A 22,222-nucleotide genomic window follows, 5' to 3' on the forward strand; every position below is an offset into this window, starting at 1 on the left:
TTGGTGGTCGGCGTTGCAGGCCCACAGCCTTCGGTTCGATGGCTCGCGGCCTATTCTAGGACGCTTTCTGGTCAGATTCGTTTCATGGTCCCATGCGGCGGCGCAACGGCACGTGACCCGGGTGGAGTATGAATGTGAGTGTGAAGTTCAAGAGCAGGAGTTCGAAGGATGGCCATCGCGGCAGTGCCGCAGCCGAGGTCAGACGGGTCAGCAAGTACCACACCCATTCCATTCCGCTGGATATGGAGGACATTGAACGCGATTATGACAAGCCTATCGTCGAGGCCTGTATAGCGGCCAAGACCAGCCTGATCGTGCGGGTGGGCATGCTGGAGCTGGGGGCCGGCACCGGCAGCTTCCGTGTGCGCGAGATGATGCACAGGATTGCCTACCCCATGGGCGTGCATGTGCGGGCCGACATCAACCTGACCGACATCGAGGCCACCTGCACGGATGGGGTGTCCCGCATCACCGAGGTGGTGGACCTGCCTACCACCGGGGTCAACACCGAACGGATCTGGCTTCTGGAGCACTTTGCCGACTGGCTCAGCGTCAAATGCGGGCAGGCGGGGACCTACCACGCCATGTCGGTGGTCTCTCGGGAGCTGGTGGACAACCTGGACGAGCCGAATATCTACGCGGCGGCCCGCAAGGCGGTCAAGGAGGTGCTGGCCCAGGACCAGGAGGCTGCCAAGGCGCTCAAGGACGCGGTGGCAGCCGCCGTGCACAACCAGGACGAGATCAGCCAGAGCCGAATTGACGCGGCGGCCATAGACACCAGAACGGCCGCCGGTCTGGGTACCGTAGGCTCTACGCCTCGCTCGGAGGCCGTGCCGACCACTGCAGCCTCGGATGATTCAAAAGATTCCAGGACAGCTTCCGCTACTGCCGATGCTGTGGTCAAGGATTCAGATTCGGGTGTAGTTGGTTCTGCAGCAGCTGGATCGTCTGCAGCCAGCCGAAGCTGTGACTTTGGGGCTGAACCCATTGAAGATCGTGCGTCTGCGCGGCCTACGTCAGCACTAGGCCATGCGCAGGGGAAGGCCAGGTCTTCCGATGGCGCCGCATCCTCCGAACAGGCAGTGTCTTCCGACTGGTCCGCGTCGTTCAAAGAGTCCACAGACTCCAAAGAAACCGCATCCTCGGATAATGCTGTCTCCTCTGACGAGTCCGTCTCTTCAGAGCCGCAGGCAGTGGGTGGCATCACGGTCCGGCAGGCGCATGAACGCCTAGACCTGATCGAGCGACGCAAACCCCTCTATTCGCCCCTCTTCTCGGGCTTCGCCTCCGCCGTGGCCTGCGCGGCCTTCGTATTCCTGCTGGGCGGCGGCCCTTATGACATGGCCGGGGCTTTTGTCGGCGCTGGCATAGGTCAGTGGGTGCGCCGCCAGATGCTGGGCAGGCGGATCAACCAGTTCTTTGCCACCGGGCTGGCGGTCATCGTTGCTGCCCTGGCCTGCGTCGGCACGTTGAGGCTGGCGGGCTTCTTCGACCCCGTGGCCCTCAGGCACGACACGGCCTATATTGGCGCCATTCTCTTCGTCATTCCCGGCTTCCCCCTGGTCACCGGCGGTCTGGACATCGCCAAGCTGGACTTCCCATCGGGGGTGCAGCGCATCACCTATGCCTTCTCAATCATCCTGGTGGCCACACTTGGCGGATGGGCCGTGGCGAGGATGGTTATGCTCAATCCGCAGGGCTTTGAACCGATGAACCTGAGCCCCTGGCTGATGGCCGGGCTGCGCATGATCGCAGCATTCTGCGGGGTCTGGGGCTTCTCGGTCCTCTTCAACTCACCCCAGCGCATGGCCCTGGTGGCCGCCGTCATTGGCGCTTTGACCGACACCATGCGCCTGGAGATGCAGGACCTGCTCCAAGTCCCTCCGGAGATGGCGGCCTTTCTGGGCGCCTTCCTGGCCGGCATGCTGGCCACGGTCTGGCGCTCCTCGGTCCGTCATGGTCTGCTGCCGCCCCACTTGGGCTACCCAAGAATCAGTCTGACCGTGCCCTCCATCGTCATCATGGTGCCCGGCCTGTATATGTACCGGGCCATGTTCTACCTGGGGCAGTTCAATACGCTTAATGCTCTGGACTGGGCCTTCCGGGCCTTCATGGTCATCATCTGCCTGCCTATCGGCCTGGTCACCGCCAGGGTGCTTACTGACCGCTCCTGGCGGTACGACGTCTAGTAGCGCATGCCCATGGCCGAGCGGACCTGATCAAGTGTCTCCTCGGCTATCTGGTTGGCACGCTTGTTGCCCTCGACCAGGATGTCGCGCACGGTGTCCATGTCCTTGGCCAGCTCAGCACGGCGCTCGCGGTGGGGTGCCAGGAATTCGTTGACCGACTTGGTCACGTAGGCCTTGAGGGCTCCCGATCCGGCATTGCCGATCTCCTCGGCGATCTCCTCGGGCTTCCGGTCGGTCACCAGACCGGCTGTGGTCAGCAGGGCCGAGACCTGTGGACGGTTTATGGGGTCGAAGGTAATCCTGCGCTCGGAGTCGGTAGGCGATTTGCGGATCAGTTTGGCTGTTTCCTCCGCAGTGGCGCCCAGCATGATGGAGTTGCCATAGGACTTGCTCATCTTGCGGCCGTCCAGACCCGGAATCTCAGGGGTGTCAGACAGGATGGCATCAGGCTCGGGGAAGACCGGGGCCTGGCCGGAGTAGCGCTCGTCGAAGCGGCGGGCGATGGTCCGGGTCAGCTCAACATGCGGCAGGTTGTCCTTGCCGATGGGGACCACGTTGGCCTTGCAGAAGAGTATATCGCAGGCCTGGTGGACCGGGTAGGTCAGCAGCAGACCGGTCAGGGCATGGCCGCTGGCCTCCATCTCAGCCTTGACGGTAGGGTTGCGGTGGAGCTCGGCCTCGGTCACCAGGGAGAGGAAGGGCAGCAGCAGCTGATTCTCCGCAGGAGTGGACGAATGGGTGAAGATCATGGTCTTCTTGGGGTCGATACCCGCAGCCAGATAGTCCAGGAGCAGGTTGAGCACGTTGTCGCGGATATGCTCGGTGGTGTCACGGTCCGTGATGACCTGATAGTCGGCGATGACGATGTTGGTGTGCACGCCGCGATCCTGCATCTGAACACGTTCGCGGATGGAGCCGAAGTAATGGCCCAGATGGAGCCTGCCGGTCGGGCGGTCGCCGGTCAGCATGGTGTAGTGGCTCGGGTTCTTGTCCAGTTCGGCCAGCACCTGGTCAGAACGATGCTTCGCGGCTCTGAAGCTGTCGCTGATCTCGTTGCCTGCTGCTGTGACTTCTTCTTCCTGCATGGTCCCACCCTCGCCGTCGTGCCGAATGTCCTTCTGGGAATTGCTTTTATGGTAAAAGTCCGAGCCGACAAGATGCGTAGGTGGTACTCTCATAAATGATGCAAATTCACATTCAAGTTGCCTAAGTGCACGTTACCTGGCGAAGGGGGTCGGATGGGCCGCGGACGTCAGAAGGCTAAGCAGACGAAAATAGCCCGGAAGCTCAAATATCTGACAACGGACACGGATTACGATGAGCTGGCCAAAGAGCTCAGCAGCAAGGAACCCGGAACCAGGGGCAAGGATCCCTTCAAAATGGTTGAAGAGGAGTACTCCAAGCCGGATCCGCGCAAATCGGGGGGCCAGGACCCCGAGGATTCCCCGGACGATGATCTGGACGATTACGCCCGGTGGGCCGCCGAGGCTGCTGCCAAGGCCACCTCGGGGGAGATGCCAGCCACTCCCAAGCCGCACAAGCGCATACCCATTCCCATACCCAGCGCGCTCAAACACCACAAGGATCATAAGGCCTCAGCCAAGGGGTCGGCGGACAAGTAGCCCAAGCAGTCAGTTGGCAGGGGCAGTCGGCTAGTAGAAGTGGCCGGTCGACAGAGGCAGCTGGCTAGCGGTCAAGGTTCCGGCCTGAATCCGGGGTCTGGCTTCTGGCCACTTGTTGCTGTTTGCTATGTAATATTTGCGATTGTCAGCCATCGGTAGTCGCTGTTGGTCGCAGTGTGGTCATACCAGCGGCAGCAGCTCATGCAGATCGTCGCGCTCGCCTACGGCGCTGATGTGTCCAGCGGCGGCTTCTTCATTCCAATTGGTAATACCGGCTGCTAGCCGCAACCAGACATCAGGATCTAGCTCGATTACGTCAGGCGGGGTAAGATTGTGCGGATCGGATGCCGGCCCGTCCAGAATCTTGACGGCCCCCCAGGGGGCCACCCTGACCTCCACGCCGGGGCCGGGGGCCTTGATCTCCAGCATATGCAGGGAATAGCGGACGGCCATGGCTTTGCTGCGCCTATCCGTTTGGGGGGCCACCGTCAGTCGGTCACCCTCCGAGCCCAGATTGCTTGCGGCCTCCTTGGCTGCATCGCGCCAGGCCAGAAAATCCCGGCGGCCTTCTTCCACGTCTGCTTCCCGTATGGCACTCATGGTTCCATTGTGACGCGCCGCCCCAACAGGCGTGTCCAGCATGCCGCGGTCAGGCATGAAAAAAAGGAATCCGTTGCCCTCACGTCCTTGACGCTGGTTCGGATTCCTTCCCGACCGAAACAGTCAGGCCTGTGCGCCCGCTTGAAGAGGGGTCTCGGGATCCTCAGACCCCTTGTCTTCCTCTTCCTTGGCCAGGCCTAGGTCGACTGGCGATGAGCTGTTCTCCCAAGGCTCCTCCCAGGGATCGTAATCCGGGTTCTGCTGCTTGTATACGAACAGAGCGACAACGCCGGCCAGCAGCGTGCCGAAGAGCAGAGCAAAGAACTTCCAGCCGTTTGAAGATGATTTCTCCATGTTTGGCTCCTTTCGACGACTTTCGTCGGTCCTGCCCACTTCGACCGACCTAGTCAACATCCTAGTGGAAAACGGCGAACTGTGGGGCACATCGATGCCATTGCGGCACGGAAACCGCACACCCTGGGCCGGGCGGTCGGGTAAGGTATGGTTCATGGTCAATGGAATGGGCACCGGTTTCGCAGGCGGAGGGAGCGGTCGAGGGCCGCTGGGACGAATCCGGCGGCGTTGGGATGACCAGGCGCCGGTGGTGACTGCTGCCATCACCATGATCTGCCTGGTGGCCTGGGTCATCCAGATGGCCCTGTACCTGCTGGCTCCGCTTCATTACCAGCAGCTTTTGTTGGGATACTGGGCCTTTGCGCCGATTGCAGCCATTCATGAGCCCTGGATGTTTGTGACCAACATGTTTCTGCATGCCACCAATGTTTCGCACATTCTCTTCAACATGATCACCCTATGGGTTGTGGGGCCGGTGCTGGAAAAACTGATAGGGCATGGACGGTTTCTGGCCCTCTACATGATCAGCGGGTTGGGCGGAGACCTAGGGCTCATGGTCTATGCGGTCCTAGTGCCAAGTGGATGGGGCACGTCGGCCATTGGGGCCTCCGGCGCGCTCTTCGGGCTGTTCGCCGCCATTCTGGTGGTTTACCGCCGTCTGGGGATTGACATCCGTTCCATGGTGGTCTGGATGGTCATCAACTTCTGCATGCCCCTGTTCGTGCCCGGCATCGCCTGGCAGGACCATGTGGGCGGTTTCCTGATCGGCGGCCTCTTCATGCTGGTCCTGCTGCGCATGGGCCGACCTGGCTCACAGTTGCGCGGCCTGCTCTCTTGGCTCTTGCCCACGTTGATCTTCCTGGCAGCCCTGGTCCTATTGGCTCTGGCCTGCAACATAGCCAACCCCATGCACTGAGGATCAGCGCCTACCTGCTGTTGACGGCCAACTAGCCTGTCTTCCGCAGTCAGGTCTTCATGCTTTCCTCGCCCAGGGTCGTGCTCTCGTCGCATGCTGCATCGCCTGCCTGGCTGTGCTCACGTGATTGATAAATGACATGGATGTCATCTATCCACATTTGTTGACAATCATGTGGATAACCTGGGAATAAGTATTCAGATCTGGTGCATATATACCGGTTAAAAGTGGATAAGTAAACCCAAAACCCTATTAGCAGTAGGGCTTTGGGCGGATCTCCTAGACTGTCCACGATAAATTCGGGCGAGTGTGGATAACTTTGGTCCAAGCTTAGAGACAGTGGAAGAATAGGTACGGCCTGAGGGTTGAATCCGCACATGCAGGACACCCGGATGTGGGCGAGTATGCAAAAGACCCCGCAACCGTTCCTGAGCGCTTGCGGGGTTGATGAAGAACAATGCAGCTGGATCAATGCCACCACATAGTCATGAGGAAGCCAATCAGCAGGATGCCGAAGCCCACGGCCAAGTTCCAGTTGCCGATGCCGGGGATCGGGAAGACATTGCCCCTAGTGGAGGCGATGTAGTAGACCACGATCCAAATCAGTCCCACCACCATCAGCGTGACGAAGAGAGGCACGAACCAGCGGGGATTGGCCTTGGTGTTCTTGATGGTGTCTTCTACGCGGCGGGTATTCTCCTCCTGGCGCTGCACGATGCGGCGCATCTGCGGAGTCATGTGCTTCTTGTCCACGCTCTGGTTGAGCACGGCCTCTACCTTATCCATGGACAGGCCGTACTCCTCGTCCTCGGCATCCTCGCCAGTGTCAGCGGTCTTACTCTCGGTCTCGGTCTTCGTGGCCTCGTCCACCGCCTCGTCCTCGTCATCATGGAGTTGATGCTCTGCCATGAGGTTATTCTCCTTCAGTAGATCTACTAAGCCATAGTAGCGGTTAGACTCGAACGTAATACTATCGCAGACAAGAATGAAGGTATGCCCATGGCCAGACGAACGGGACGGCACGGTGCGCGCAGGTCTCTGGTCGGCACGTTGTCCGTGGCTATAGTGCTGGCCCTGGTCGGGTTCATGCTAACCGCCAACATTCGCGTCAACAGGACGGTCACGGTCACTTCCGATACGGCCGGGCTGGTGGAGGAGCGCGAGAACAAGGCTGCTGAGCTGCGCAAGGACATCAACGACATGAGCTCCCAGATCAACGCTCTGAAAACCCTGACCGACGACGACAAGGACAACTCCGCCCAAGCCCGCGAAGACCCCGGCTCGGGCACAGTGCTCAAGGCCGTCCAAGGGCCCGGATTGACGGTGACTCTTGACGATTCCCCACTCTGGCAGCAGAAGGTGGGGTCCGACGGGTCGACGGCTAATATTAACGATTACGTCATCCACCAGCAGGATGTGGAGAGCGTGGTCAACGCGCTCTGGGCCGGGGGAGCCGAATCCATGAGGATCCAGGATCAGCGGGTTCTGCCCACCACGGCCGTGCGATGCGTGGGCAATGTGCTGCTGCTGCACGGTAGAAAGTACTCGCCGCCATATAAGATTTCAGCCATAGGGCCAGTCGATCGGATGACCAAGTCCCTGGATGCTTCGCCGTCCATCCGGATTTACAAGGAATATGTGAATACGGTAGGGCTAGGATGGGATGTCGAGTCTTCGGACAATCTGAGATTCCCCAAGACGACGGCTGTTCTGCAGCCCCTCCAGTATGCATCCTTAGATGAGAAGGCACGGTAAATGACGACAGAAAGTTCGGAGAACGACAGGACGTCGGTCGATAAACCGGCAGATAAACGACGAAACTGGCTGGTTGGCATAGCAGAGATCGTCGGGGAGCTGCTGATTACGCTGGCCGTCATCTGCGCCCTGTACGTGGTTTGGCAGCTCTGGTGGACCGGTGTGCAGTCCGAGCATCAGCAGCTGAAGGCCCGGGCTTCGACTTCTTGGAGCGACCCAGGATCGGGAGACACCCGCAAGGTCGCCAAGCCTCAGAATGGAACGCCTCCGGTGCAGCCCAAGCAAGCCTCTGAGGGCGATCTGATGGCTCAAATGTACATTCCTCGTTTCGGCGAGCACTGGGAGCGCAACGTGGTTCAGGGCACATCGCCCCGCCAACTTGCCTACGCAGGACTGGGACACTACACCAATACGCAGATGCCGGGCGAGCTGGGCAACGTGGCCATAGCCGGACACCGCGCCGGATATGGTGAGCCGCTAGGCCATGTGGACGAGTTGCGAGTGGGTGATGCCATCGTTCTGCGCACCAAGGATTACTGGTACGTCTACCACTACACCCGATACAAGATCGTCTCTCCCGACCAGGTAAACGTCATCGCTTCCAACCCCTACTCGCCTGGCGCGGCTCCTGATCAGCGCATGATCACACTGACCACCTGTGAGCCCAAGTACACTACGGCAACCCACCGCTGGATCAGCTGGGGCGAGTTCGATTACTGGGCCAAGGTATCTGACGGAGTGCCCAAGGAACTGCTGGGTGACCGGGGCGGCAATGTGGTATTTGCAGACGACAAGGGCTCAGTTATGGCTAGGATGGGATCCCTGCAGCCGGTACTCCTGGCCCTGGTGGCGGCCTATCTGATCATCTATCTGGCGGCCTTGGCGGCCTGGCGCTACCCGTTGCTAAGGCAAATCCGCGAGGGTGAGCGGCCACAGCCTATGGTCAGCATCTACGGCTGGTTGCTGCGGCACCAGTCCGGCATAGCTCCGATCCGATGGCTCCTGCTGATTCTGCTCTTGCTGGTTCTCGCCTGTGCCTTGATGGAGTGGGGCTTCCCGTGGCTGGCTAACAACGTGCCCATACTCAAACAGATGTCCAACTACTCCGCCTTCTGACCTAGGCGACATAGGAAGAGCGGCGGGGCCACAGGATCCAATATGACTCTGTGACCCCGCCGCTTATTGCTAATCATGCCTTGTCGACTGCCGGAAGTGATTGCTGAAGGCAAAGGTCTTGTCCAAGACTCTCCAGTGGCCATGGTCTGGTAGCCAGGTCTTGTGGTCATAGTCCTAATGACGTGGACTCTGCAGTCATCGCCCTATTCATCCCGTATTCACTCTGCCTAGCCCTATATGACCCAACTCGATGGATCGGCGACAGGGCTGGGGCCACCGGTCCATACGGTCAGTTGGCGGAGCTGCCGGTGGCCACCATGATGGGGGTGTTGTCGTCCACCCGGCTGCCGACTCCGGGGTTTACGCCGGTCACCGTGTCCGAGTCCTTGCCGCTGGAGTTGATCCTGTCGGCGCTGACGCCGCTGTTGATCAGCTTTTGCCGGTAGCTGCCCAGAGTCTCACCCGAGAATGACGGGATGCTGATGCGCGTGGTCAGGGTGATGGTGTCCTTGGACTTGTCGAATGAGGTACCTGCAGCAGGAGTCTGGCCAGTGACCACAGCGTTATCACTGTTGGGGCCGTTGACCGTGATATTGACCCCCTGGCCCAGGGCGCGCTTGACCTCGCCCAGGGTCATGTTCCTGCCGGCATAGTCGTCTAGCTGCATGCCGTTGCTGACGTTGACCGTGATCATGGCTCCCTGCTGGATGGAGGATCCGGCTGCCGGATCGGTGCTGATGACCATGTCCTTGGACACGGAGTTGGAGGTCTGCTCGCTGATGGTGATGTTGAAGTGCAGGCTCTCGAGGATCTTGGTCGCATCGTCCTTGGTCTTGCCAGACAGATCAGGCACCTTGGTCATACCCGAGGAGATGTAGAGCAGGATGCTGGTTCCCTTGGCCACACTCTGGCCAGCGGCGGGATCCGTGCGGGTCACATGGTCCTTGGGCACGTCCTGGCTGTCTTCCACCGAGGCTGCGGGAGAGACCTTGAATCCGGCCTTCTCCAGGGCTCTGCGAGCCTCTTGCTGGTTCATGCCCTTGACATCCGGGATGGCCGTGTCCTTGGGGCCGGAGGAGAACCAGACGGTCACTGTGGAGCCCTTGGGAGCCATGCTTCCTCCCTTTGGGCTTTGCTTAGTGAAGGTACCTTTGGGCTCGGCCGAGTCCTGGTCCTCCTTCTCCTGGTACTGGAATCCTGCTGCGGTGACTTTATCGCGGACAAGGGCCCGTGACATCTGCGCGTTGATGGTGGGCACCTCGGCCATCGGATGACGGTTTCGGCTCATGAAGGTCCACGCGCCCAATCCGATGGCTACCAAAAGTACAGCCCCCAGGACGGCGCCGATGATGATCTTCTTGCGCCGCTTGGATTTTTGCTGGGCCTTCCTGGTGGCAGTGCGCTCGGCTGTGGCGACACTGGCGGCGGCCGGGTTGAGCGGGTCCTGGACAGGGTTGAAGGCCTGTGTGGCGGCCGTCTCCTCTTCGGTCAACGGCATGGTGGCCGTTTCGGTCCCCTGCTCGGCATCCCTGCGGGCTTTGACGTTGGCCAGGTCGGTCAGCGGGTTGAAGGCGGCAGCCACTGGGGTTCCACCGTTCATGAAGGCCAGAATGTCGCTCTTGAAGGCGGCGGCGGTAGCGTAGCGGTTCTGACGGTCCTTGGCCATGGCCTTGGCGCAGATGGAATCCCACATCTTCGGCAGGCCGGGTACGATGGTGCTGGGCGGGGTCGCCATTTGGTTGACGTGCTGTAAGGCGATGGCCACGGCTGAATCCCCATTGAAGGGCGGCTGCCCGGTCAGCATCTCGTAGAGGACGCAACCGGCCGAGTAGATGTCGGAGCGCATGTCCACGCTTGCGCCGCGGGCCTGCTCAGGGCTCAGGTACTGGGCCGTGCCCACCACGCCTTGGGTTTGGGTTATGGTGGCGGCCGAATCGTCCATGGCCCGGGCGATGCCGAAGTCCATGACCTTGACGATGCCCTGTTCGGAGATCATGATGTTGCCGGGCTTGATGTCCCGGTGGATGACGCCCATGTGATGGGAGTATTCCAATGCGTTCAGCATGCCCAGCATGACCTGCTCGCTGTCGCGCTGGCTTAGGGCGCCATTCTCCTTGAGGATGGACCGCAGAGTCTGGCCTTTCACGTACTCCATGACTAGGTAAGGCACTCGCTCATGATTGCCCTGGTCGTCAGTCAGCAGCTCCTCGCCCGAGTCGTAGATGGAGACGATGTTGGGGTTGTTGAGCAAGGCGACCGAGTGGGCCTCCCGCCGGAATCGCGACAGGAAGACCTCGTCGTTGGCCAGATCGGAACGCATGATCTTGACCGCGACCGTCCTTCCCAAACGTGTGTCCACGGCCTTGTGGACCTCGGCCATGCCACCGCGTCCGACCAGTTGTCCCAGAAGGTAACGTCCGTCCGCTAGGGACGACGGCAGTGTGATGCTCATAGGGTATCCCCTCCGTTCGTCGCTTCAAGGCCGCGCTGCGCGCTTCCTTTTCCATAGTGCCCCCAGACGGGCTTGAAGATGTTTTTTGCCGCGTGTGGCTTGCTCACGATGCGTCGAGGCGTGGGTGCGCGCGGGCTGATGATCTCCGTTTCGCCCAGCTGCTGGTCCAGAAGCCGCTGTTCGATCCTTGCCAGTGTGTGGGAGACTACCAGGGCATTCGCCGGGCGGTCTTGCGGGTCCTTGGCCAGCATGGACATGACGAAGTTCATGAGTTGGATGTCCACCGAGTCCGGCAGCGGCGGCACAGGATCGTTAACGTGTGCTGCGGCGATGTCCACCGGAGTGGCGCCGGTGAAGGGCCGGTGCCCGCAGAGACCCTCGTAGGCCACCACGCCCAAGGAGTAGATGTCGGACTGGGGAGTGGCCTGGAGGCCCTGGGCCTGCTCGGGCGAGATGTACTGGGCCGTGCCCACCACCATGCCGTCCTGGGTGATCTGCCCTTGGTTGGTGGAGTAGGAGACCCCGAAGTCGGTGATCTTGACCTCACCGGTGTCAGAGACCATGATGTTGGCCGGCTTGACGTCTCTGTGGATGACTCCATGGGAGTGTGCTACGTAGAGCCCCCGGGCCGTCTGGATCAGGATGGGCAGCAGCTCGATGGGATCCAGCGCGCCACGGGTTCGGTAGATGTCAGCCAGGGATTGGCTGGGCACGTATTCCATGATCAGGAATCCGATGCCGTCATGCTCGTAGTACTCGAAGAGGGCGGCGATGTTTGGATGGGCCAGGTTGGCGGAGTTGTGCGCCTCGGCCCGAAGCCGCAACAGTTTGGACTCCTCGTTGGTCAGGTCTTCGCGCAGAGCCTTTATGGCCACTACGCGGCCCAGCTCGATGTCGTAGCCCTTCCAGACTTCGCCCATGCCCCCTTGCGCAAGGCGGCGGTCCAGACGGTACCGTCGATGAATGAGCTGTCCCTGTATCAGTTTCACTTGGCAGCCTCCTGCATGACGCGTTTCATAATCGGCCCGGCGATCTCCATGCCATAGGAGGAGATTCCATGTACCACGACGGCTACGGCTACCTTGGGCTTGTCGGCCGGGGCGAATCCTATCATCCACCCGTCATTTGCCGTATTGCCCGTGCCGATCTGGGCTGTGCCGGACTTGGCGGCCACCTGCATGCCGGGGATGGCCAGATCGGGGTAGCTCTTGGTGATCACTGCTTCCATCATGCCGGTCAGGGCCTTGGCGGTGTCCGACGAGAAGGCCTGTGAGTAGACCGAGGGCGTTGTTTCGCTGATGACGCTCAGGTCGCTGGAACGCACCCGGTCCACTAGGGTCGGCTGCATGAGTTTGCCGCCGTTGGCCACGGCAGCGGCCGTCATGGCAGCCTGCAGCGGGGTGGACAGGGTATCCCCTTGGCCGATGGAGGCAAGGGCAAGCCGGTCCTGGGACTGGTCCTCGGGGAACTTGGAAGCCACGGCCTTCATGGGCCGTCCTGTGGAATTGGTCCCGTCCAGGGTGATGGTGGAGCCGTAGCCGAACTTGCGGGCCTGCGTTGCCAGCGTCTTGTCGCCTAGGGCGACCCCCAGCTGGGAGAAGGCCGTGTTGGAGGAGTAGGCCAGGGCATTCTCCAGGCTGATCTTGCCATTGACCCCGTTGGCCGTGGCAGTGGCGTTGGTCAGATTGTAGTTGGTGTTGGGCAAGGTGTATGAGGCTCCGGCCGGCAACTCGCTGTCGGGGTGGTAATGGCCGGACTCCAGGGCGGCGGCGGCTACGATCACCTTGAAGGTGGACCCGGGCGGATACAGCTGCGAGGTGGCCCGGTTGAGCATGGGGTTGTCTGAGCGGGAGGCCAGCTTCTGATAGGCTTGGGAGGCATCGCTGCTGTCGTGGGCGGTCAGGTCTTCGGGGTTGTAGCTTGGCGTGCTGGCCATGGTCAGGATACGGCCTGTGGAGGGCTCGATGGCCACTACTGAACCAGACAGATTGCCCAGCATGGCGTAGGCGGCCTCTTGCATCTTGGGGTTGATGGAGGTCTCGATGGAAGCGCCCTTGTTCTGGGTGCCAGTGAAGAGGGACTTGAGCCGATCCATCCACAGGCTGTCCGACTGGCCGCTCAGCAGACGGTCGCGCGAGGCCTCGATTCCCCTGTCTGCTGGGCTGGTGATGGAGTAGTAGCCAGTGATGGGCGAGTAGACGGCCCCCTTGTGGTAGTGCCGCTGGTACTGGAAGGAGTCGTTGATGGGGTCGGACTGGGCCATGACGGCTCCGTCCGATGTCAGGATAGCCCCTCGAGGCGCTGCGTACTCGTGGTAGAGGGCGCGCAGATTGCGCGGGTCCGAGTTAAGAGTCCCTGCCCGGATCACCATGATGATGGAGCTGGAAAGCCCCAGGATGACGAAGAGGACGATGACGGCGTTGAAGAGTTGACGCAGGGACTTGTTCACTGTCCACCTCCTCGAACCTGGCGAATGGGTATGCGGCCAGTGGCTGGCATGTCGTTTGCCTCATCCTGATCGGTCTGTTCGGCGGATCCTGCATGACGGCCGTGGGCCTGTTGTTCGCGGGAGGTTCTGTCGTCTGAGTCTGAGTCGTTCTGTCCGCTGCGCTGGCCGGTCTCCTGCTCGCGTAGGACGGCTAGGGCCTCGTACTTGAAAGTGTCCGAGCTGACCTCTGGTGCAGGCTTGTTGGCTGCGTTGGAAATGATGATCAGCAGGACGGCCAGGATGCAGTTGGCTACCAGGCTGGAGCCGCCTGCTGCCATGTAGGGCATAGTCAGTCCGGTCAGGGGAATGACCAGGGTGATGCCGCCTACCACGGTGAAGACCTGGAAGGCCATGGTGAAGACCAGGCCGGAGGCCAGGAGCTTGCCAAAGCCGTCCTTGATCTTCATGGCCGTGATCATGCCCGAGGCCACGATGACCAGATAGAGCGCCAGTACCACCAGCAGGCCGCTCAGCCCCAGCTCTTCGCCTACCGATGTGTAAATGAAGTCGGAGTTGGCCAGGGGGGTGATCCAGGGGCGTCCCTGGCCCAGACCGGTGCCTGTCAGCCCGCCAGCAGCCAGGCCGAAGATGCCGCGCACCAGCTGGCCGGATCCGCCGAAGGCCTTGCTGAACTCAGCGTTGCTGAAGGGGTGCAGCCAGGCATCCACGCGGGCGCCCACATGGGCAAAGATCATGGATGAGGCCACGGCCCCAATGACGAAGAAGACCGAGCCGATGGCGATCCAGCTGGTGCGGCCGGTGGCCACGTAGAGCATGGAGACGAACATGGCGAAGTACATCAGCGATGTGCCCAGGTCATGCTGGATGACCAGGACAGCCAGCGAAATCAGCCAGACGATGATGATGGGGCCAAAGTCCTTGATTCGGGGCATCCGCATGCCTAGGAACTTCTTGCCGCCTACGGCCAGCTGGTCTCGGTGATCGAACAGGTAGGCGGCGAAGAAGAAGGCTAGGAAGAGCTTGGCGAATTCGCCGGGCTGCAGGGTGTGCGACCCTACTCCTACCCAGATGCGGGCGCCGCCGATCTCGCGGCCGATGCCGGGCAGCATGGGCGACAGGAGCAGGACCAGGCCCACCACCATGCTCACATAGGAGAAGCGGCGCAGCAACCTGTAGTCACGAAGCAGCACCACCAGCAGCCCGCACAGGACCAGGGCCAGACATAGCCAGATCAGCTGAGTGAAACCCACTCGCGTAGACTGGCCGATCCGGGCATTGCGCAGGTCTATACGAGTGATCAGGGTGATGCCTAGTGAGCTCAGGATGACGATGCTGGGCAGGATGGCCTGGCTGCCGTAAGGCTGGTAAATCTCCAACAGGATCCAGAGGGCGATGAAGAGGGCGGCGGTGACTGCCAGCAGGGCGGCGTAGTCCCCGGGGAAACGGCCCGCTGCACGGGCGAACATCTGGAAGAAGCCGATGAACCCCACCAGTAGGGAGAAGAGCAGAAGGCCCATGCGGCGCAGTCGTGTGATGATCATGACTACTGTCGCCCGCCCTGGTCGGTTTCCGACGGTGAGGGCTGGGCTGAGGGAGAAGCCGTAGCCTGGCTGGACTCGTCCTTGGCCTCCTTGGCGTGTTCGCGTTTGAGGTCGCCGGCCTCCTTGCGGATCAAAGTGACGTGCTCCTTGGCGTCGTCCATGCTGGAGACGGTGATGCCCTCTTCCAGTTGATCACGCCAGGACTGGGGAAGCCCCTTGACGGCGATGTCCGTGGTTTGCACCGGGTGGGAGAGCGAGAGGGCGAAGGCCTTGGTGGGCACGCCCTGGTAGATGGTCACGCGGCCCTGGTCCGTGCCCAGGTAGTACTGTTCCTGACTCCATCGATAGGCAGCACCTGTGCCTCCGGCCAAGGCCAGAACCACCAGGGTGATGATGCCGGCCAGGATCAGTCGAATATGCCGATGCCGGGAGCGCTGACGCTTGAGCTGCTCCAGGTGCTCTTTGTGAATGGCGTTGGCCACGTCGGGATCGTAGGGGTCGGCTGAGGCCGAGCCGTCCTTCTTGTGGACGACGGGGATCTCGCTGGTGTCGGGCACATGCCGTTCGCCGCTCTCTTCTCGGGCAGCCGAGGGCTGGGCAGTGCGGCCGTCGTCATCCTCATCCTCCTCCTTAGCGGAATCCCGATCCTGGCTCAGGTCGGCGGCCCGCTTGGCAGGGGACTCCCGAGACTCATCGCGTAGGCGCGGTGCTGCTGCTACGGGTTCATCCAAGATGTCGGCCAGGGCCTCCAGGTTGGAGCTGGCTGCGCCGCCTACTAGAGGGGTCTGATGGGGCAGATTGAATGCATCAGCGTCCAAGGCCAGTGTGGCGTCGGCAATGACCACGGTCACGTTGTCGGTGCTGCCGGCCTTGAGGGCGGATGTAACCAGCTGCTGGGCGCACTCCGCCTGGTCCGAGACCGAAGACAGCACCTCGGCGATGGTCGAGTCCTCCAGAACGCCGCAGAGGCCGTCCGAGCAGATCATCCAGCGGTCTGCGGGCAAAGCCTTGGAAATGGAGATGTCCGGGCGGGGATCGATGTCGAAGTCCCCTAGGACCCGCATGACCACGTTGCGCTGAGGGTGGTTGCGGGCTTCGGCCGGAGAGATGCGGCCGGTGTCGATAAGGTGCTGCACGTAAGAGTGGTCCTGGGTCATCCGGATCAGCTTGCCCTCCCGCAGGAGGTAGCCTCGGGAGTCCCCGATATGGGCCAGCACCCAGGAGTTGTCGGCCAGAGCCAGGGCTGTGACCGTGGTGCCCATGCCTGATAGCCGGTGTTCGCGCTTGGCTTTGCCCACGATGGCATCATGGGCCGCGATGACCGAGGTTTCCATCATCCGAGCCAGGGCCTGCACGTCCTGCTCCCGGTCGTCGCGTTCGATGTGTGCCAGGGACCGGATGGCTATGGTCGATGCTGTATCCCCGCCTGCGTGGCCGCCCATGCCGTCGCACATGGCTATCAGGCGCTCGCCGGCGAAGGCGGAATCCTGGTTGTTGCTGCGTACGTACCCTACGTCTGAAACCGCTGTGGAGTAGAGGAACAGCTTCTGGCTCGCATCGTTCCTGGTCATGGGCGGCTACCTCAACTCGAAGGTGGTGGCTCCGATGCGCACGGGAACCTCCGCCGGTAGGATTGTCGGCGCCATGATTTTCTGCCCAGAGACGACGGTGCCGTTGGTGGATCCCAGATCCTCGATGGCCCATCGGTTCGATGCGGGGTCCTGGTAGACCCGCGCATGATGGCCCGAGACGAACTCGTCATCCAGCACCAGAGTGTTCGAGGAGGAGCGGCCTAGAGTGATGGGATGTCCGGACAACGGCGTGGAGGAGCCAGCCAGAGGTCCGTCGATGACGACCAGCAATGAGGGCTCGTCGCTTGCAGATTCAATCTTGCTGACCGGGGCGTCGGGCACGGATCTGGCGGCCGCCGGCAGCTTGCGCTGGGCTGCGCGCTGGCTGCGTCGACGGGTATGAGAAGTCTTAGGGCTGAAGGTCTCGATATCTTTGCGGAGCGAACGGATGGCCAGCCAGACGAATACCCATAGCAGAGCCAGGAATCCGTATTTGAGGATGGCGAATGTCAGTTCAGTCAGCATAATGATTCGACCTTACTTCAAGGTCTGGGCGACTTACGAATCCTGTTCCTGCGACGACGCCCAGTAGAGGATGCGGGTACGGCCGATGGTGATGGTGTTGCCGTCCAGCAGGGTGGCTGCGGGAACCTGATGCCCCTCCACATAAGTGCCGTTGGTTGACCCCAGATCACGGGCTACCACGCCCTTGTCAGTGATCTCGATTTGTAGATGCCGACGGGAAATGCCCGCGTCGTCAATGACGATGTCGCAGGTGGACCCACGGCCGATGGTGGTGATGGGGGCGGTCAGCAGATACTGGCGGCCGTTGATCTCCAGCACCGGGCAGTCCTTGGACTCTTCCGGGGTGGTGACAGGCGCCGCGTTACCCTGGACTGACTCGGCGGACAAGTGGAAGTCGCCCTTGTTCAGGTTGAGATCCTCCTCGAAGACGACCACGACTGGACCGACGAAGGCATAGTGCTGGCTTTCGGCGTACTTGGTCAGGTTGTCCGCCAGCTCGTTGGCCAAGGCCTCCGAACCCCACTGCTCGATGCGGTCAAAGTCGGGGGTGGATAGTCTGAATCGGTACTCGTTGGGTGCCACAGTACGGTCGCGACCGACAGGCATGGCCTGTGAGTCTATCTCACGCTCGAGGGCGCTCGACAGATCGACGGGCTGTAGGTCCTTGGAGCCGAACTTCGAGAAGACACCGTTAACGGCGCCTTCTACGCTCTTCTCGAAACGATCGAGAACGCTCATAGTCATCCCTTTCCATATAACCCCTTCATAGTACGTGACCCTGTCGGAAGGAGGTAATGGGCGCTCGGATGCTTGCAATTTCTCCAATGAACAGGACCAAGCGAGCGCGAATGCCAGAATGGCACATCGGGACAGAGGCTGATCGAATTCCCCTTTGGCACCTGGGCGCCTATCATCGTGGCAGACGCATGGTCATGGGGACCATGCCAGAGATATTTGAGGAGCGAGCATGGCCGAAGAGGTGGATCGGGCGATGGAGGCATATCCGCGGGCCAAGGCCCGGACCCTGCGGTTTACGTTGGGTGCGCCACGGTCGGCCTTGGCGGTGGGGGACGGCTCACGGGCCGTCTTTCTGCGCTCCGACGGGCCTGAGGACCTGGTGACCGGGCTCTGGCTGTCTGTCTTCGATCAGGAAGGCCGCCACCATGAGGTGCTCCTGGCCGACCCCAGGGTCCTGCTGGAGGATGCAGACCGGGAACAGGTGCCGGCCGCCGAGCTGGCTCGTAGGGAGCGCTCGCGAGAAGGTAGCGAGGGCATTGTCGACTACAGCGTGGATGATGCCGGGGATCGGGTGGTCTTTGCCCTTGGTGGCCGACTCTGGCTCTCGCTGATCGCCTCTGATGGTCTCACTGCCTCCACGCGGGCTCTGAGCCTGGAGCATGGTGACTTGGCTGTGCTCAATCCCGCCATCAGCCCTGACGGCACCATGGTGGCCTATACGACTGGTAGCCGATTGATGGTGGTTACCATCGGGCAGGATGCCGGGCAGGACCGTGAGCGAGCTGTCCTGGCTCTGCGCCCCGGTACTGATGATCGGATGCAGCTGGGGCTGGCCGAGTTCGTGGCTGGCGAGGAGATGAACCGCTACCGGGGGTTCTGGTGGTCACCGGACTCCCGGGCCCTGCTGGTCGAGCACACGGATTCTTCCGATGAGCCGATCTGGTACATCAGCGATCCGGCCAACCCTCAGGCCGGGCCGCGCGCCCGGCGGTATCCCCAGGCGCTGACTGCCAACGCCCGCGTCGGGTTGAGTCTGGTTTTCCTGGGCCATGATGATGCCGATCCCTGGGTGGGCGAGGTGGACTGGAACCGTCAGGTCTTTGAGTACCTGGCCGTGGTCCGTTGGCAGGAAGGGCATCGTCCCCTCCTGCTGGTTCAGAATCGTCGGCAAACCGAAGACAGGATCATGGACGTGCAGGTGCCGGATGTCCGCCAGGGCTTGGATCAGGGCCAGGATATGACCTTGCTTGATCCCGAGGCGGCGCCCAAGGTGGCCACCAGGGTTCTGCAGGAGCACGGCAACGACCAGTGGATCGACCTGGTGCCCGGGTTGCCGGGCTACCGGCCCCAGGGCGGTCTGGTGGATGCCTGCATTGATTTAGAAGCCGACACCACACGGTTGCGCCTTGATGGGCGCGTATTCTCCCCGGCTGGCTGCCAGATTCGGCAGGTGCTGTCTGTGGAGGACCATGATGTGCTGGCGGTGGTCTCCACCGATCCTCGCAGTTTCGATCTGATGCGTCTGGGGTATGACGGTTCCATCCACGTGCTCAACCGGCTGCCCGGAGTGTGGTCTGCCTCGCGTGCCGGCCATGGCATCGTGGTCAGCGGACGGACCATGGCCTCGGCACAGGGGCAGGTGCGCCACTGCTACTTGGGCGCTGATGGGGATCTGGACCGCTTGGGTGCTGAAGGACTGGGCCTGGTAGGTGAAGCCCGCCCCGATAGCACCTTGAGATCGGTCGCTGATCCCGCTGCCTCGGGCCAGGTTGGCAGCCGGCAGGAGCATCAGGATCGTCCTGATCGCCGAGCCGTGGATGCTGGTCATATTAACAGCCAGGGAGCCATGAGCGCCGTTCTTGCCGATACCAGCAGCGATCCCGGATTCACTCCCAACGTGGACTTCGTGCGCATGGGTCAGCACGAGCTGTTCGCAGCCATCGTCAGACCGTCTGAATCCAGCCCCTACGCCAGTGCCGACAGCCTGCCCGTCCTGCTCAAGCCTTACGGCGGACCTGGCGCCCAGCAGGTGGTCTTCAACCAGTCCTACTACTGGGAGTCTCAGTGGTGGGCTGATCAAGGCTTCCTGGTCCTGACCGCCGACGGCCGGGGTACGCCTGGTCGTGGTCCTGCCTGGGATCGGGCCATCTTTGAAGACATGGCCCAGGTGACTCTGGATGACCAGCTTGAGGCTCTGGAGGCCCTGCCGGACTTCGCTCCCGAGGCCGACCTGGGGCATGTGGCCATGATCGGCTGGTCCTATGGCGGCTTCCTGTCGGCCCTATCGGTTCTTCGGGCCCCCGACCGGATCCATGCAGCCTGCGCAGGCGCCCCGCCTACGGACTGGACTCTTTATGACACCCATTACACCGAGCGCTATCTGGGCATGGACCCTGCCGTCTACCGACGCAATGGGATCATTGATGACGCACCCTCGCTGCGCCGACCGCTGATGCTGATCCATGGGTTTGCGGATGACAACGTCTCCGTCGCCAACACTCTGAGGCTCTCCAGCGCTCTGATGGCGGCTGGCCGTCCCCATACGGTTCTGCCGCTGACCGGCATCACCCACATGACCAACGACGAGACCGTGGCCGAGAACCTGCTTATTCTGCAGCGTGACTTTCTGCGGGAGGCCCTCAAGAACAAGACGGACTGATAGGAAGGCAGTCTTGGGAGTGACCTTGTGACCTGTTGATGGGAAGGCCGAAACTGGTTGGGTTGGCTCTCGTGGCTATGAGCGCAAGTCGCACCTCGGAGGAGGCTGTTTGGACTAACGCTCTGCTGGCCGTTGCTTCCGCTAGATTGGGGTTGTGCATACCCAACGAAAGCCTGACCAGGCTTCAGATTCTGATCGCGGATTCCAGCTTCCCCGCAGCTGGGGCCTGACGGTTTCAGTGCTCTGTCTGGGCCTGCTGGTCGGATTTTCTTCTGGCTTGCTGGCAAGGTTCTTCGAGCTGATCCAGGTCGGCCTGTTGGGTTTTTCGGAGACTTCAGGAGCTCCCACAGCTGAAACGGTGCAGCCGATCAGAAGGCTGGCCTCGGTGACTCTTGCCGGACTTGTGGCCGGGCTGGTCTGGGCCTGGCTGCGGACGAGGACCAAGCTGGTTCCCTCGGTCGGCCAGGCCGTCAAGGGCGCGCCTATGCCCCCAGGGCGGACTGTTATCCATGTGCTCACGCAGATCTTCTTCGTTGCTGCTGGCGGCTCCATCGGCAGGGAGGTGGCTCCTCGCGAGGCCGGGGCCCTTCTGGGCGGTCTCTGGGCCAGGATGGGCCGACGGCTGGGGCTGCGTGATCAGGACGGTCCGCTGCTGGTCACCTCGGCTGCTGGTGCAGGATTTGCCGGCATTTACATTGCGCCTCTGACTGGTGCCTTCTTCGGCATAGAGGTGCTGCTGCGGCGGGTGGATGCCGAAGTGGTGACGGTCAATCTGGCCATGTCAGCCCTGGCCACTCTGGTCGGGGGATCCATCAAGGGGTTCGCTCCATACTATAAGGTCGGCTCCGAGCCATTCCGGCCCGGGCTTATGGCGGTGGTTCTGTTGATCGGGCCGGTCATGGGACTGCTGGGGGCCGGATTCCGGCGGATGACCTCCTGGGCTGAAGCCCATAGGACCACTGGTCCTGCGGTAATCTGGCAGCTGACAGGGGTGGCTCTGCTGACCGGTCTGGTCGCTCTGGTCATTCCGCAGGTCTTGGGCAACGGCCGGGCCCTGGCTCAGATGGGGATGGATCAGCGGCTGTCCGCAGGGTTCTCCGGACTTCAGCTGGCTCAGTCGCTTGCTTCGCTGGTTCTCTTCGCGTTGGCCAAGGCTCTGCTGACCACAGCCACCATCCGTGCCGGGGCCTTCGGCGGCACTTTGACGCCTTCCATAGCTTTGGGATCCGCCACGGGCGCTGTGCTGGGCCTGTTGCTGGCTTGTCTCGTACCCGGCCTGCCGGTCTGGCAGTGTGCCGTGGTCGGTGCCGCCTCCCTGCTGGCAGCCTCACAGCAGGCTCCGCTCATGGCCATGGCCATGCTGATGGAGGTCTGCCACCTGCCGGTCATGGCCTTCATGCCCATGGGCCTTGCCGTTGCTCTGTCGATGGCGGTCTCACGCCTGTTCGCGGCCAAGGCATGAACCGTCGTCGGAACCCAGTGTCGTCCTGAGGGTCCGGCCCTGCGTGATGCCGAAAGATTTCGTCCATACTCATATACGATGAAACCACCAATGGTCACATGCATGCCCTGCCGCTTCAACTTCGCATGGGCATTCACGATCAGCTGACCGGTCTGGGCCAGTAAGGAAGGGTGGCTATACTCGGGCCGGATGTAGGTCCTGGGAGGACGAAGCCAATCCGAGCGGAGCAGGTCAATGCCCTGGTCCCCTGGACAGACAAGAAGGAGGTGCCTG

18 protein-coding genes are annotated in these 22,222 nt (G+C 61.7%); 7 read left to right on the top strand and 11 right to left on the bottom strand.

The window, feature by feature from the left end; genetic code table 11:
* The first annotated feature begins 242 nt into the window (after window positions 1-242).
* Window positions 243-2,189 (top strand): threonine/serine ThrE exporter family protein, encoded by a 1,947-nt coding sequence (locus DKK75_RS00280; RefSeq protein ID WP_258333112.1) that lies wholly within the window; start codon window positions 243-245, stop codon window positions 2,187-2,189.
* On the opposite strand, the gene trpS is transcribed toward DKK75_RS00280, so the two are convergent.
* Window positions 2,186-3,274 carry a tryptophan--tRNA ligase gene (trpS, locus tag DKK75_RS00285; RefSeq protein ID WP_110451484.1) on the bottom strand — a complete coding sequence of 363 codons (1,089 nt, stop codon included), beginning with the start codon at window positions 3,272-3,274 and terminating at the stop codon, window positions 2,186-2,188. The genes DKK75_RS00280 and trpS overlap by 4 nt on opposite strands.
* A 153-nt stretch (window positions 3,275-3,427) precedes the next feature.
* Here trpS and DKK75_RS00290 point away from each other — a divergent pair, with 153 nt between their 5' ends.
* Window positions 3,428-3,811 (top strand): DUF3073 domain-containing protein, encoded by a 384-nt coding sequence (locus DKK75_RS00290; RefSeq protein ID WP_110451485.1) that lies wholly within the window; start codon window positions 3,428-3,430, stop codon window positions 3,809-3,811.
* A gap of 180 nt (window positions 3,812-3,991) precedes the next feature.
* On the opposite strand, the gene DKK75_RS00295 is transcribed toward DKK75_RS00290, so the two are convergent.
* On the bottom strand, window positions 3,992-4,411 hold the full coding sequence (locus DKK75_RS00295) for a sterol carrier family protein (protein ID WP_110451764.1): 420 nt from the start codon (window positions 4,409-4,411) through the stop codon (window positions 3,992-3,994).
* Window positions 4,412-4,534: 123 nt separating this feature from the next.
* Window positions 4,535-4,765 (bottom strand): hypothetical protein, encoded by a 231-nt coding sequence (locus DKK75_RS00300; protein WP_110451486.1) that lies wholly within the window; start codon window positions 4,763-4,765, stop codon window positions 4,535-4,537.
* Window positions 4,766-4,919: 154 nt separating this feature from the next.
* Between DKK75_RS00300 and DKK75_RS00305 the strand changes: the two genes are divergently transcribed.
* The gene (locus tag DKK75_RS00305; protein WP_258333090.1) at window positions 4,920-5,681 is read left to right on the top strand and encodes a rhomboid family intramembrane serine protease; all 762 of its coding nucleotides are present in this window, start codon (window positions 4,920-4,922) and stop codon (window positions 5,679-5,681) included.
* Between the two features lie 468 nt (window positions 5,682-6,149).
* Here the strand turns inward: DKK75_RS00305 and crgA are convergent, their stop codons facing one another.
* On the bottom strand, window positions 6,150-6,590 hold the full coding sequence (crgA, locus tag DKK75_RS00310) for a cell division protein CrgA (RefSeq protein ID WP_110451487.1): 441 nt from the start codon (window positions 6,588-6,590) through the stop codon (window positions 6,150-6,152).
* 90 nt (window positions 6,591-6,680) lie between these two features.
* On the opposite strand from crgA, the gene DKK75_RS00315 reads away from it, so the two are divergent.
* Window positions 6,681-7,436 carry a DUF881 domain-containing protein gene (locus DKK75_RS00315; RefSeq protein ID WP_110451766.1) on the top strand — a complete coding sequence of 252 codons (756 nt, stop codon included), beginning with the start codon at window positions 6,681-6,683 and terminating at the stop codon, window positions 7,434-7,436.
* Window positions 7,437-8,552, top strand: a complete 1,116-nt coding sequence (locus DKK75_RS00320; RefSeq protein ID WP_110451488.1) for a class E sortase — start codon at window positions 7,437-7,439, stop codon at window positions 8,550-8,552.
* 289 nt (window positions 8,553-8,841) lie between these two features.
* On the opposite strand, the gene pknB is transcribed toward DKK75_RS00320, so the two are convergent.
* The 7 genes from pknB to DKK75_RS00355 are packed head-to-tail and all read right to left on the bottom strand — an operon-like array spanning window position 8,842 to window position 17,828.
* Window positions 8,842-11,004 carry a Stk1 family PASTA domain-containing Ser/Thr kinase gene (gene pknB, locus DKK75_RS00325; protein WP_110451489.1) on the bottom strand — a complete coding sequence of 721 codons (2,163 nt, stop codon included), beginning with the start codon at window positions 11,002-11,004 and terminating at the stop codon, window positions 8,842-8,844.
* Window positions 11,001-11,993, bottom strand: a complete 993-nt coding sequence (locus DKK75_RS00330) for a serine/threonine-protein kinase (RefSeq protein WP_110451490.1) — start codon at window positions 11,991-11,993, stop codon at window positions 11,001-11,003. Before DKK75_RS00330 ends, pknB begins: the two co-directional genes overlap by 4 nt.
* Window positions 11,990-13,453 carry a peptidoglycan D,D-transpeptidase FtsI family protein gene (locus DKK75_RS00335; protein ID WP_110451491.1) on the bottom strand — a complete coding sequence of 488 codons (1,464 nt, stop codon included), beginning with the start codon at window positions 13,451-13,453 and terminating at the stop codon, window positions 11,990-11,992. Before DKK75_RS00335 ends, DKK75_RS00330 begins: the two co-directional genes overlap by 4 nt.
* The gene (locus DKK75_RS00340) at window positions 13,450-14,994 is read right to left on the bottom strand and encodes an FtsW/RodA/SpoVE family cell cycle protein (protein WP_110451492.1); all 1,545 of its coding nucleotides are present in this window, start codon (window positions 14,992-14,994) and stop codon (window positions 13,450-13,452) included. The genes DKK75_RS00335 and DKK75_RS00340 overlap by 4 nt, the downstream gene beginning before the upstream one ends.
* Window positions 14,995-14,996: 2 nt before the next feature.
* On the bottom strand, window positions 14,997-16,565 hold the full coding sequence (locus tag DKK75_RS00345) for a BofC C-terminal domain-containing protein (RefSeq protein WP_110451493.1): 1,569 nt from the start codon (window positions 16,563-16,565) through the stop codon (window positions 14,997-14,999).
* 6 nt (window positions 16,566-16,571) lie between these two features.
* Window positions 16,572-17,087, bottom strand: coding sequence for an FHA domain-containing protein FhaB/FipA (locus DKK75_RS00350; protein WP_375314986.1), 516 nt, complete (start codon window positions 17,085-17,087; stop codon window positions 16,572-16,574).
* Between the two features lie 36 nt (window positions 17,088-17,123).
* Entirely contained in the window at window positions 17,124-17,828 is a 705-nt protein-coding gene (locus DKK75_RS00355) for an FhaA domain-containing protein (RefSeq protein WP_110451495.1), read from the bottom strand.
* Between the two features lie 229 nt (window positions 17,829-18,057).
* Between DKK75_RS00355 and DKK75_RS00360 the strand changes: the two genes are divergently transcribed.
* Both DKK75_RS00360 and DKK75_RS00365 read left to right on the top strand, forming a co-directional pair.
* On the top strand, window positions 18,058-20,487 hold the full coding sequence (locus DKK75_RS00360) for a S9 family peptidase (RefSeq protein WP_110451496.1): 2,430 nt from the start codon (window positions 18,058-18,060) through the stop codon (window positions 20,485-20,487).
* A 154-nt stretch (window positions 20,488-20,641) separates the two neighbouring features.
* Window positions 20,642-21,949 (top strand): chloride channel protein, encoded by a 1,308-nt coding sequence (locus DKK75_RS00365; RefSeq protein WP_181414373.1) that lies wholly within the window; start codon window positions 20,642-20,644, stop codon window positions 21,947-21,949.
* The last annotated feature ends 273 nt before the right edge of the window (window positions 21,950-22,222 follow it).

The organism is Bifidobacterium asteroides, from assembly GCF_003202695.1.
Lineage (GTDB): Bacteria > Actinomycetota > Actinomycetes > Actinomycetales > Bifidobacteriaceae > Bombiscardovia > Bombiscardovia asteroides_G.